At 42.8% G+C, this 13,439-nt stretch carries 9 protein-coding genes; 4 read left to right on the forward strand and 5 right to left on the reverse strand.

Annotation, left to right across the window (positions count from 1 at the left end; genetic code table 11):
* Positions 1-53: 53 nt before the first annotated feature.
* Positions 54-965, reverse strand: coding sequence for a LysR family transcriptional regulator (locus AC19MX_RS10775; protein ID WP_498297976.1), 912 nt, complete (start codon positions 963-965; stop codon positions 54-56).
* A gap of 128 nt (positions 966-1,093) precedes the next feature.
* Between AC19MX_RS10775 and AC19MX_RS10780 the strand changes: the two genes are divergently transcribed.
* The 3 genes from AC19MX_RS10780 (at position 1,094) to fusA (ending at position 10,043) form a co-directional block, all read left to right on the forward strand.
* Entirely contained in the window at positions 1,094-5,647 is a 4,554-nt protein-coding gene (locus tag AC19MX_RS10780) for an ATP-binding protein (RefSeq protein WP_498297978.1), read from the forward strand.
* Positions 5,648-5,774: 127 nt separating this feature from the next.
* Complete coding sequence (locus tag AC19MX_RS10785) at positions 5,775-7,220, forward strand: diguanylate cyclase (RefSeq protein WP_498297980.1); 1,446 nt, start codon at positions 5,775-5,777, stop codon at positions 7,218-7,220.
* A gap of 729 nt (positions 7,221-7,949) precedes the next feature.
* The gene (gene fusA, locus AC19MX_RS10790; protein WP_498297982.1) at positions 7,950-10,043 is read left to right on the forward strand and encodes an elongation factor G; all 2,094 of its coding nucleotides are present in this window, start codon (positions 7,950-7,952) and stop codon (positions 10,041-10,043) included.
* 68 nt (positions 10,044-10,111) lie between these two features.
* Here fusA and AC19MX_RS10795 read toward each other — a convergent pair whose 3' ends face one another.
* On the reverse strand, positions 10,112-11,017 hold the full coding sequence (locus tag AC19MX_RS10795; protein WP_498297983.1) for a LysR family transcriptional regulator: 906 nt from the start codon (positions 11,015-11,017) through the stop codon (positions 10,112-10,114).
* A gap of 93 nt (positions 11,018-11,110) precedes the next feature.
* Between AC19MX_RS10795 and AC19MX_RS10800 the strand changes: the two genes are divergently transcribed.
* Positions 11,111-11,263, forward strand: a complete 153-nt coding sequence (locus AC19MX_RS10800) for a hypothetical protein (protein WP_432402925.1) — start codon at positions 11,111-11,113, stop codon at positions 11,261-11,263.
* A 100-nt stretch (positions 11,264-11,363) separates the two neighbouring features.
* On the opposite strand, the gene AC19MX_RS10805 is transcribed toward AC19MX_RS10800, so the two are convergent.
* The 3 genes from AC19MX_RS10805 to napG are packed head-to-tail and all read right to left on the reverse strand — an operon-like array spanning position 11,364 to position 13,431.
* Positions 11,364-11,789, reverse strand: a complete 426-nt coding sequence (locus AC19MX_RS10805) for a nitrate reductase cytochrome c-type subunit (protein WP_498297985.1) — start codon at positions 11,787-11,789, stop codon at positions 11,364-11,366.
* Positions 11,786-12,700, reverse strand: coding sequence for a quinol dehydrogenase ferredoxin subunit NapH (napH, locus tag AC19MX_RS10810; protein ID WP_498297987.1), 915 nt, complete (start codon positions 12,698-12,700; stop codon positions 11,786-11,788). Before napH ends, AC19MX_RS10805 begins: the two co-directional genes overlap by 4 nt.
* Positions 12,697-13,431: a ferredoxin-type protein NapG gene (gene napG, locus AC19MX_RS10815; protein WP_432402931.1), complete on the reverse strand. Its 735-nt coding sequence runs from the start codon at positions 13,429-13,431 to the stop codon at positions 12,697-12,699. Before napG ends, napH begins: the two co-directional genes overlap by 4 nt.
* Between the last annotated feature and the right edge of the window lie 8 nt (positions 13,432-13,439).

The following is a 13,439-nucleotide window of genomic DNA, read 5'->3' on the forward strand; positions in this document are numbered from 1 at the left end:
ATTCAAGCTGCATGAAGGTATAGATTATTGATGTCTTACTTATCCCATCATCATTATCCCATCATAGAGTGTAACGATTCCTGGCTGGTGTAACGTTTAGTGAAAAAGTCTAAAAAGGCACTAATGTTACTGGCGAGCTGGCGTCGACTTGAATATACCCCGTAGACTTTAAATGACTCCATTGGCCAGTCTTGCAAAATAGGCACTAGGCTACCAGAGGCTAATTCTTGCTTGCAGCTGGTGTTCGATAACATCGCGATGCCATAATCATCAAGTGCTAATCGTTTTACCATACTGGCACTGTTTACCCGTACTTTACGTTTAAACGTGGCCATCATTTTTCGGTTGCCTTTGCCCAATGGCCAAATGGGAGCTGATAATGTCGTGCCAAGTAATATGCCATTATGTTGGGCAAGTTCTTGCGGCGTAGCCGGGCTGTTATGTTTTTTAATATAGCCAGGACTGGCAACAAGAATAGGTTGGCGTTCAAACAATAATCTGGCAACTAAATCGGATGACTGCAATGGACCATATTTAATTGCAATGTCATAACCTTCACCCACTAAACCGACATCGCTATCGGTAAACTGAATATCGAGTTCAATGTTGGGATAAAGTCGCATAAAGCTTGAGCATAAATGGCCAATAACATCTTGTGAGAATGACACAGGAATAGCAATGCGTAATGACCCTGAAATATCATTATGAGTATTCTCAATAATCGCTTTGGCAGCTTCAATCTCGTGACTAATGGAATCACAATGCTGAAAAAATAGTGCGCCAACTTGAGTCAGGCTTAAATTTCGGGTGTCGCGTTGTAATAAACGCACCCCAAGTTGCTCCTCTAATTGGGCAACTTTACGACTTATTGTTGATTTAGGTTGTCCGATGTCTCGTGCTGCTTGGGAGAAGCCTTTGGCTCTTACCACCGCTGCAAACAGCATCATACCGTTCAAATCGGGCATTTTACTCTCACTGTCTCATTTATGGAACAAAGCGTCCAAGGTAGTTTATATGGTAATTTACCTACTAACAAAGTTATATTTACGAGCTATAAAAAATTTCAGAGGCTATATAAGCAGAGGATCTAAGGATGACCAGCAAAAAGCAGCCCGCTAACAAGACTCAAGCACTATCGGCTGACCCACTTTTCTTACAAGCTGAACACTTGGCTAAAGATTTTTCATTATTTCCTGCTCATAACAAGCAGAGTTTATCTGAAGAAGTGAAAGGACTATTAAATGAAGACGCGATTCAAGCTAATTTAAAAAGCTTAGCGTCTTTAGATGTTGATGGTTACGTGACGAAAGTCATCCAACCAACACTGGATAAAAACCGCCCTGGCGCGAAGCGGATGATCGCTGACTTAAAAGGCAAAATTATTGCTGAAAGTCATGCAGGTCCGTTTTACCGTGCAGAAGTGGAACTTAATTTTGGTACTCGTACTCGCCGAATCGGTTTTATCGCTCAAGAGCGTACAACTGCCAATGGCGCGTGGATGCCTGAACATCACCTAGCCGCGTGTAAAGCGATCCGTCACTTTGCCCAGTTGTCGATGCCTATCGTGTACTTAATTGATACACCGGGTGCGGATGCGGGTGAAGTCGCTAACAGCCAAAACCAGGCGCATTCGATTTCTAAAGCGATTGCCGAAAGTACTAATGTTGATGTCCCTACTGTCGGTATTGTGATTGGTGCGGGTTATTCTGGTGGTGCGATTCCATTAGCCGCCGCTAACATCTTATTGTCGGTTCGCGATGGTATTTTCAACACGATTCAGCCGCAAGGCTTACAAAGCATTGCGCGTAAATACAACTTGTCGTGGCAAGAGTGTGCCAAGTCTGTGGGTGTATCGCCAGAAGAGTTATATACCTCTGGTTGTATTGACGGCATTGTTGACTTTTCTCCATCTGATAAAGACGAGCGCCAGCATAATTTACGCCGTGCCATTATTAGCTCAATTGAAGCAGTTGAACGTGCAGCAATCAATTTTGTTCGCGACTCTACCGATTTAAAAGAGCATTACGACCGTAGCTTACAGCGTTTCTTAACGCCGTCTAAAAATCTACTGACGTTAGAAAATAATACCGGTTTGTCGGTTGCAAGTGACCCGACCATGTACCACAACATTTTTGGTAGTGCATATCGTTATTTGCGTTACCTGACGTTGCGCAGTCGTATTCAATCGATTTCTCAAGATCAGTATGGTCGTTTATCGAAAGTAAGCGTGCCAGAAGGTGACTTGTTAGCGCGTATTAAGCAAGAACAAGAGCGCGTATTCCAAGCCTGGTTAACCAATCCAGACAAACTGGTTTACGACGAAGAGCTTAATAAGCTTTGGTCTACTTTTAGTACCAAACGTGGTGAGATCTCAACTGAACGTAACATGATTACGCGCTTTATTTTGGGTGAACCAAAAGAGAACTACAAAAAAGCACGTAAAGCATTGTTATTTAACATCGGTTGGTCTTTATATCACCGCTGGAAGAGCAATGCCGCCAATAACTTTAATGGTTTAATTAAGCATTTAGAGTCTTTACCAAAGTCGGCTACTCAAGCGCCATGGCCTGAGCTAAATCAACTGACGGTACTGGATATCGTGGTTAACGATGAGCTGCGTGAAGACTTTATTTGGCAATGTCATAACGTGCTTATTTTTAACGCGTTATATGACAACGTAGTGGGTAGCTTAGCGTCGATTTCTAAAGAAGCGATGATGTCTAAAAGTTTGTCACGCGAATCTGTAGATAAGCTGTTACATAAGTCTATCGACAATGCGCTATCAACTAACGACAAGGCCAATGATAAGAACAAGTTCTATAAGTGGCTTAAATACTTTATGGATCAATCTAACCGTGCTGAGTTATTAACGCGGGTAGAGCAGTGGAAGAGCGTGGGTTTCCCGCAGTTAAACGATTCATTATTCGTTATTTTGACTTACTTTTTCGAACGCTTATTACCTGAGTATTTCGACAGTGAAGAAGATCACGACAAATACACCGGCACAATTAACCCTGTGCGTATTGGTCGTCGTAAGGATTTCTGGAACCGCTTAACCATGGGTTACCAAGACTTACTGATCCAAAAAGTGCTTCGCGAAGAGAAAAAACAAGGCAAGATGGCCTGGGAAAATGTCATCAAACAGTTCTTTACTAAGTTTGATGAAGTTGATGCCGACAAAATGTCAGCTAACTTGCTTAACTTCCCCGGTTTCCGTTTATCGATTGAAGATGCGATTGATAAAAAGATCCGCCCTTGCGGTCTGATTACCGGTTTAGCTGACTTTAATAACAATGGCACTAAATTACGTGTAGGTGTTGCTGTATCAAATACGGCATTCCAAGCGGGTGCATTTGATATGGCCAGTGCTGAGAAGTTCAGCGCGCTATTAATCGAATGTGCTAAGCGTAAATTACCGGTAATTTGTTTTATCAGTTCTGGCGGTATGCAGACTAAAGAAGGTGCAGCGGCGCTATTCTCAATGGCTGTGGTTAACGACCGTATTACGCGTTTTATTCGTGATAATGAGTTGCCAGTATTAATGTTTGGTTTTGGCGACTGTACCGGTGGCGCACAGGCGAGTTTTGTGACTCACCCATTAGTGCAAACCTATTACCTGTCTGGTACTAACATGCCGTTTGCAGGTCAAATGGTTGTGCCGGCTTATTTACCGTCAACAGCAACGCTATCTAACTACTTGTCTAAAGTACCCGGTGCGATGACTGGATTGGTGCATAACCCATTCTGCGAAACATTAGATGCACAGTTATCAGGTATTGATCCGTTAATGCCTTTGCCAACGGCTAAAATTGAAGACGTGATCAGTAAAGCCTTATCTTCACTAGTGCCAGAAGTGGCTGAAGTAGAAGAAGAGATTGTGCAAGACGATCCGCGTGCCTTAATGAAGCCTATCACTAAAGTCTTGGTGCATGCGCGTGGTTGTACTGCGGTGAAACTAATCCGTAAAGCACATGATAACAATATTAATGTGGTGTTAGTTGCGTCAGATCCTGACATGACTTCCGTACCAGCAGATATGCTGAAAGAAAACGATAAACTGGTTTGTATTGGTGGTAACACATCAGACGAAAGTTACCTTAATGCTTATTCAGTATTAAAAGTCGCTGAGTATGAAGATGTAGACGCATTGCACCCAGGTATTGGTTTCTTATCAGAAAGCCCGCAGTTTGCTGCTTTATGTGTGAATAACGGCGTTAACTTTGTTGGTCCTAGCGTGCATTCAATGACGACAATGGGTAACAAGTCTAATGCTATTCATACATCGCAAGCACACAATGTACCGGTTGTTCCTGGTAGTCACGGTATTTTGAGCAATGCAGAGCAAGCGGTAAACGTGGCGTCTGAAATTGGTTATCCTGTGCTGCTTAAAGCGGTACAAGGTGGTGGCGGTAAAGGTATTCAGGTTGTTAAACGCTCTGAAGACATGATTGGCTTATTCCAAAAAACCGCAACCGAAGCAGCAGCAGCATTTGGTAATGGCGACTTGTATTTAGAGAAATACGTTACCTCATTGCGCCACATTGAAGTGCAGTTATTGCGTGACAAGTTTGGTAACACCAAAGTGTTGGGTATTCGTGATTGTTCAGTACAGCGTAACAACCAGAAAGTGATTGAAGAATCAGGTTCTACAATGTTACCTGAAGAGCTGAAACAACGCGTGATGGAATACACTCGTGCGTTAGGTGATGCGACTGATTACATGGGCGCGGGTACTGTTGAGTTTATTTATAACCTTGATGCAAATGAAGTGTACTTCATGGAAATGAACACACGTCTGCAGGTTGAGCATCCAGTAACAGAAGCCACCTCTGGTATCGACATTGTGAGTGCACAGTTTGATATCGCTGCCGGTCGTTCAATTGAGAAGCTAGAGCCTGTTGATCAAGGTTATGCTATGGAAGTGCGTGTCACAGCAGAAAAAGCGGCGTTAGATAGCCACGGTATTCTGCAGTTGATCCCTAACCCAGGTAAAATCACTGAGTGCGTTATTCCACAACGTGACGACGTAGAAATTATCTCGATTGCTGAAGCCGGTAAAGAGGTGTCGCCATATTACGACAGCTTAATTGCCCAAATCATTATTCGTGGTAAAGATCGCGCCGATGTCGTGACTAAAATGTACGCTTACTTAGACAGTGTAGTCATTAAAGGTATTGCGACTAACATACCGTTGTTGAAGTTGATCCTTAAAGATCCTACTTTCAACGAAGGCGTATATGACACTAACTACTTGCCACGTTTAATGGCTGAGTTAGACATTCCAGCATTGATTGCTGAAATGGAAGCCGCTGCTGAAGCCATGCCAGTCGATACTGAGTCTTTACGTGTTGGCGAAAGTAATGAGCTTAAAGTCTTGGCACAAGGTGCAGGTATTTTCTATACCTCTCCAGCGCCAGGTGAAGCTGACTTTGTTAAAGAAGGTGACATTGTCACGGTTGAGCAAAATTTAGCGTTAATGGAAGCGATGAAGATGTTCTCTCAGGTCACGTTAGCCGGCTTTAACCGTCAAACAGGTGTGCTGTATCCTGAAGATCAAAAATATCGTATTGAGCGTATTCTCAATAGCAACGGTCAACAAGTCTCGCAAGGTGACTTATTGTTTGTGATATCGCCTGTAGAGGCATAAATCAAACGTTTGAACGTTGAATAACATACCCGCCACTTGGCGGGTATTTTTTTGTCATGCTTTTATTTGTTTATACTACACTTCTAACAATATAAATTAATTGTTGAAATGTCATTGGATGTGAGTAGTGTTAAATCATAAGGGGCTGGTATTACTTGGTGCGTTAATAACAAGCGTGTTTGTTGCTCTTGGTGTGGCATCACCCGCCTTGGCGTATACAGAAGCGGCTAACTCGGCTACCGCGACAGATGACTATGTGGTCCGTTATTGTGTTGACCCTGATTGGTTACCTTACGAGGCCATTATCGATGGGCGTCATACCGGAATATCATCCGATTACCTTCAATTATTGACAGACTATACCGAACTCAGTTTTGTACTAGTGCCGACATCATCATGGCGACAGAGCTTGGAGTTACTTCAGCAAGGGCAATGTGAACTCACCCCTATGTTGAATCAAACTCCCAAACGCGACCAATACCTGCTATTCAGCGACATCTTTTTTAAATCCCCTAATGTACTAGTGTCACTCAAAACTCAGCCATTTCTGCAAGGTTTTGAACATATCGGTCAACGTACCCTCGCTATCCCAAAAGATTACCGCCTTGTTGAATACATCCAACAGTTTTATCCCAAAATTAATACAGTGTTAACCAGCAATGAACGTGAAGGCTTAGATAAAGTGGCTCAAGGTGAAGTGGATGTGTTTGTTGGCTCGATGTTTTCAGTTAATGCCTATATCCAGCAACAAGGGCTTTCCTCATTAAAAATAGCCGGTTGGGGCGGCCCGAAAGATGAATTGCGTTTAGGCGTGATTCATTCTAAACGTGCTTTACTTGATAAAATCAACACTGGCTTAGCCAAGATTACTCATGCTGACCACATTTCAATTTATAAGAAATGGCATAACATTACCGTGGTGGAAGACATCGACTACAGCTTGGTTTTTCAAGTGTTGGGTGTCTTGGGGCTGTTTATCCTCTTTTTACTTTATCGCACTATTAGTGTCACTAAGTACAACTTGCATCTCACAGCAAACAACAACGAGTTACAAAAGCTACAGCATGAATTAGAAAGAAAAAACAGCGATTTAGATTTTTTAGCGCAACACGATCCATTAACTAAATTGTACAACCGCCATTATTTCAACCAAACCTTTTTGAATGATGAGCGTGAATATGGCAGTGATGGTGTGAGTCTTATTATAATCGATATCGATTTTTTTAAAGCGATTAATGACATGCATGGCCATGCAATGGGCGATAAGGTATTAGTACAGGTTGCTCAAGTGTTGCAAGTATCGGTACGCGACGGTGATGTCGTTGCACGCTGGGGAGGCGAAGAGTTTGTGATTGTATGCAAGCATATCGATTTGCAAGGTGCGGCTGAACTTTGTCAACGGATAACCAAAGAGTTAAGTGAATTTTCATTTCATCAAAAAATCAAAGTGACTTGCAGTTTTGGTGTGGCGCAATTAAATGAACATGAGGCGATTCAAGCCTGTTTCGAACGTGCCGATATGGCCCTGTACAAAGCTAAGCAATCTGGGCGCAATCAATATTGTTGTGCATAAGATATTGTTGTACATAAAAATTGTTGCACATAAAATAGTGACTTAAAATGCAATGTTATCTATTGAGTAAGGCAAACAATGAATACGAGATACTTCAGCATAAAATAACAGTGCCGAACGTTGTCACATCGTTAATATCATTTCGCGACCATGACACGATATTGAGTCGCCGTTGTGTTGGTTGAGACTTGGTGAAGGGGGGATTTCGGTTTTATGTTAATTATTACTGGGTTATTCGGTGCTAAGCCGATTAAGCCAAATAGCGATATCATCGCATTTTGACATTGATGAATGCAGATTAATTCTCGCAATAAAAGTTAGATATTACATGGCCAATTATTTAAGCCGGTAAATTCTCAATATCAGCAAGTCATTCATTAGCATCGAGCATATGAATCACTGTTCTTTGTAGACCATATATGAGTGCTCATTTACGTAAAATGAGCTTATTGAAGTCATTTTTCATTGATAATGGTTTATTTCGGTTTTTTTAGGTTAAATCTTCAATAGATTAAAAAATAATCTATTATTTTTTAATCTATTGTTTTATAGAAAATAACTTGTATTTTTTAGGGTTTTTTTAACTAAAAACAAATAAATATTGCACCAGCCATTTGCGCCCAGCAAGGTTCCAATTTACAATATGCGCCTTAATAACCTGATGTGCGGTGTGTCGGTTCTTTTTCGCATGCTCCGTCTACTTCTTAAACTAATCATTAAAGTTGAATCATGACCGAATTATCCAAATACAGAAACATTGGTATCTTCGCTCACGTTGACGCGGGTAAAACCACGACCACCGAGCGTATCCTTAAGCTAACCGGTAAGATCCACAAGATCGGTGAAGTACATGATGGTGAATCAACCACAGACTTCATGGAACAGGAAGCTGAGCGCGGTATTACCATTCAGTCTGCAGCAGTAAGCTGTTTCTGGAAAGATCACCGTTTTAACGTTATCGACACCCCAGGCCACGTTGACTTCACAGTAGAAGTATATCGTTCGCTTAAAGTGCTTGACGGCGGTATCGGCGTATTCTGTGGTTCAGGCGGCGTTGAGCCACAATCTGAAACCAACTGGCGTTATGCTAACGATTCAGAAGTTTCGCGTATCATCTTCGTAAACAAGTTAGACCGTATGGGTGCTGACTTCTTACGTGTTGTTAAGCAAACTAAAGACGTTTTAGCGGCTAACCCATTGGTTATGGTTCTACCAATCGGTATCGAAGACGAGTTCTGTGGTGTTGTTGACCTACTAACTCGTAAAGCGCACATTTGGGATGATTCTGGTTTACCAGAAAACTTCGAAATTAAAGACGTGCCAGCTGACATGGTTGACATCGTTGAAGAATACCGTGAAATGCTAATCGAAACTGCTCTTGAGCAAGACGATGACCTATTAGAAGCTTACATGGAAGGCGTTCAACCATCTATTGAAGATGTTAAGCGTTGTATCCGTGCTGGTACTCGTACAATGGCTGTGTTCCCAACATATTGTGGTAGCGCATTCAAAAACAAAGGTATGCAGTTATTGCTTGATGCCGTTGTTGATTACTTACCTGATCCAGTTGAAGTTGATCCACAACCGCTAACTGACGAAGAAGGTAACGAAAATGGCGAGTTCGCAATCGTTGATGTAGATGCTCCGTTTAAAGCATTAGCATTCAAGATTATGGATGACCGTTTTGGTGCATTAACATTCGTACGTGTTTACTCAGGCCGTTTGAAGAAGGGTGACACCATCCTTAACTCATTCACTGGTAAAACAGAGCGTATCGGCCGTATGGTTGAAATGTATGCTAACGAACGTATCGAAATTGAATCAGCTCAGGCTGGTGATATTATCGCTATCGTTGGTATGAAGAACGTGCAAACTGGTCACACTCTTTGTGATCCTAAGCACCCATGTACTCTAGAAGCCATGGTATTCCCTGAGCCAGTAATTTCTATCTCTGTAGCGCCAAAAGATAAAGGCGGCAGTGAGAAAATGGGTATCGCTATCGGTAAAATGATTGCAGAAGATCCATCTTTCCGTGTTGAAACAGACATCGATTCTGGTGAAACCATCCTTAAAGGTATGGGTGAACTTCACTTAGACATTAAAGTAGACATCCTTAAGCGTACTTACGGTGTTGAACTAATCGTTGGTGAGCCACAAGTTGCTTACCGTGAAACTATCACAGCAGAAGTTGAAGATAGCTACACGCATAAGAAACAGTCTGGTGGTTCAGGTCAGTTCGGTAAGATCGACTATAAAATCCGTCCAGGTGCTGCAAACACAGGTTTTGTGTTTAAGTCTTCTGTTGTTGGTGGTAACGTTCCAAAAGAATTCTGGCCTGCGGTTCAGAAAGGTTTTGGTAGCATGATGAACACCGGTACTATCGCTGGCTTCCCAGTGTTAGACGTTGAATTTGAATTAACTGATGGTGCATTCCACGCAGTTGACTCTTCAGCAATCGCGTTCGAAATCGCTGCTAAAGGCGCGTTCCGTCAATCTATCGCTAAAGCTAAACCACAACTTCTTGAGCCTATCATGAACGTTGACGTGTTCAGCCCAGATGACAACGTTGGTGACGTAATTGGTGACCTTAACCGTCGTCGCGGTATGATCAAAGATCAAAACGCGGGTATGACTGGTGTTCGTATTAAAGCTGACGTACCGTTATCAGAAATGTTCGGTTACATCGGTTCACTACGTACTATGACTTCAGGTCGTGGCCAATTCTCTATGGAATTCGCTCACTACGCACAATGTCCTAACAGCGTATCTGAAAAAGTAGTTGCTCAAGTTAAAGAGCGTAAGGCTGCTGAAGCTAAGAAGTAATTCTTAACTTCTCGCTGATAAAAACCGTTGCTTAGGCAGCGGTTTTTTTATGCCTGCGATTTAGCGCTTCATAGCAAAGGATTTTCAGGGTTAGCTGTATTTGGTGTACTGAGCGATAGTAACGCTTGAGCAGGTGGTGTAAGCGGAAGGTTTTGACGCCATATTAAGGCGAGATCCCAAGTCATTGCAGGTTGCATTGGTTTGAACACTAATTGACTGGCCGTTAAGCGCTGACAAATCGGTTCGGGTAATATCGCTACACCCATATTGGCCTCAACCATTGCGGCGATAAAATCCCATTGACCACTCCTAAAAGCGATATTGAGTTGCACACCAGCTTTGCGGCTGAGGCGATTAATTAATTTGGCTAACGAGAAATCTTCGTTGTATAAAATAAATGGATATGACGCAAAGTCGTGCCACTTAATTTCTGCTTTATCGGCTAATGGATGCCCTACCGGAAGGCAGGCAAGTAAAGGGTACTTCGTCAGTAGTTGGCTCGACAACTCAGTTTTGTGGGTTGTAGGAAGTGCAGTGAAGGCGATATCAAGGCTATTGTTGATTAAGGCTTGCTCACAGCCAAAACCGCCATATTCGTACATCTGTAATTCTATACCAGGGTATTGTTGGCGATAACGGGTTAATAATCCAATAATTAGACTGCTCATCATAGGGCAAACCCCTAGTCGCAATTGTCCCGATTTAAGGCCGCGTAAATTACTCATATCCTCTTGTAAGCGATGCCAATGGCCTAATATCTCTTGTGCACTTTGAGCAAATAGACGCCCGGCGGGGGTTAACTCTACCTTTTGATTATTACGAATAAGCAATTGTTCACCGAGGCTATCTTCTAAGCGCTGCACCACTTTGCTCAATGTGGGTTGAGTCATAAAACATTGTTGCGCTGCTCTGGTGAAGTTTTCGGTTTCTACTATCGTGAGAAAACAGCGTAAGGTCTTGATTGGTATATTCATGCTTAAATGGAATCTAGGTTAAGGTGATTATTCATTTTACTGATAAACCGTAAACGATTACTTTGAACTTGTTAACACAACGGAGTAACAGTCATGAAATCAATTTCGAGTTTATGGGTTGGCGCATTGTGGCAAGCAGCAATGCCAGAAGTGAATGAAGTGCAATCTTCAAATGCATCACAAACGGCAGCAGAGCCCAATTCACAAGCCGCACAACAAGCACCGCAAACCATTAACCCAGCATAAGCTGGGTTTTTTATGGGTATTGTTAAATAAATCATAACAATAAAAAAGCCGCTTGCAATGCAAGCGGCACACGTCATCATCGGGGGGGGAGGGAAGTTGACTAATTAAAGGTGTTTTCGACCAGTTGTTGTTTATTTTCAGCTTGTGGTACATGGCACTGATCGCAAAAATAGTACATGCCTTTTACGGTGCCTTTGTCGTCCAGTACGTGCGATGTATCAACGGGTGTCGCCTTCATACGCTTCGCTTTATCCCAACTGTGGCAGCTTAAACAACCATTTTTATCAGTGCTGATTGAGTAGGTCGCTTTATGCGGAATAATCGGCGGTTGATGCACAAAAGTACGTTCAATCGACTTACCACGATTTGGATAAACAGGCATATCATCTGCGGGACGTACATCGGTAATTTGTGACTCACCTGCGAGTGATGACAATTTTACTGGCTCAGGATTAGCATGTGCTTGTTGACCTGAGTAAGCGCTAATCGCTAGCATTATCGCAGCTAAAGTGATTAATTTTTTCATAACGGGCTCTCCACCTTAAGAGGAATTCTGTTCGAATATTTTGAATTAAATCGGTTTTCATATTGGAATACGCGCGGTGCACAAACATCAATACAACGGCCACACAAGGTACAGTCACTGTCGAGTATAAGCGCTTGGGTGCTGCCTTTTTTGAGGACAGGTTTTAATACCTGACGCTCAGGGCAAACAGTAAAACAATCCATACAGTTGTTGCATGCCTCGGCACGCACAGCGGCAATTTTTACTGGACTCACTTTACCTATTAGTGAAAATAACGCCCCAGTGGGACACAAGTGGCTACACCAAGCTCGTTCAACCACAAAGGTGTCGAGCAAAAAAATCACGACCAATATCCACAATCCACTACTTGCACCAAATAATAGCGCGCGGTAGACAATAGGTACTGGGTTTAACCATTCCCACACAGTAAAACCGGTGAAAATAGGCAATATCAACACAAGTGTTAGCATGTAATAGCGCAGGTTTTGCGGTATTTCGCTGGTGCGAGGCAATGATAATGTTCGCCTAACCCAACTTGCCAAATCGGTGATGATATTCACTGGACATACCCAACTACAAAATACTCTTCCGCCTAATAGAGCGTAGATGCCAACAACGATGATGGCTCCTAGTAATAAGCTTAATTCAGGCCAATGGCCACTCATAAGCACTTGCAATGTGGCTAAGGGATCACTTAATGGGACAGTGTCCAGAAATAAACTGCTTGAGAGGTTTCCCTTAAAAAGCCACAGTCCCAAAAAAGGGCCAATGGCAAATAAGCTCAATACGCTTAATTGCGACAATCTGCGAAGAATAAGAAAACGATGTGATCGCCACCATCCTAATTCTTCAACCGCAGCACTCGCAAAGCGTGTAGCTGATTTAGAGGTTGAGCTATGTTTGCTGCTCATAGTGACAACCCCTTATTTAACATCTCAAGTGTGGTTTCTTCGGTGTGTTGATAAGTGTCATGAGCTGCCGATTTGCCCATTGCGATATGGCTTGGTAATACTTTTATCACTGCGAGTTCTGTCACGCATGCATGTTCGCATTTACCACATCCCGTACATAAATCTGGGTTTATGGTGGGTAAAAACATGGCATGGTGGCCGCTTTTTTCATTACGTTGCAGTTCTAATGTGATGGCTTTATCGATTAGCGGGCAAACCCGGTAACAAACATCACAGCGTAAACCTCTATAGTTAAGACAGTTTTTCTCATCTATCAGTACTGCTATGCCCATTTTTGCGTCGTCGATATTTTCCAGCTTGTGATCAAGCGACCCACTTGGGCAGGCTTTAACACATGGAATGTCATCACACATTTCGCAGGCAATGTCACGCGCAGTAAAGAACGGTGTACCCGTTGCCGCGCCTTCAAACCAGCGAGCCAGTTTAAGGGTGTCGTAGGGGCAAGCCTCTACACACAGGCCGCAGCGGACACATGCTGATAGAAAGTCGTCTTCTGCCAATGCGCCTGGCGGGCGAATAGCAAATGGGTCAAGTTGTCGGGACTGGGTAGCAACCGTAGTTAATCCCAAACCGACCATGCCCATTACACAACTGGCTTTTGCCGTTGTGGCAAGAAATTGTCTGCGGTTAACACCGTTGACGCTTGCTAATTTGCTATTGGCTTTGCTCATAACATTAC

This window comes from Shewanella sp. MF05956 (assembly GCF_059758055.1).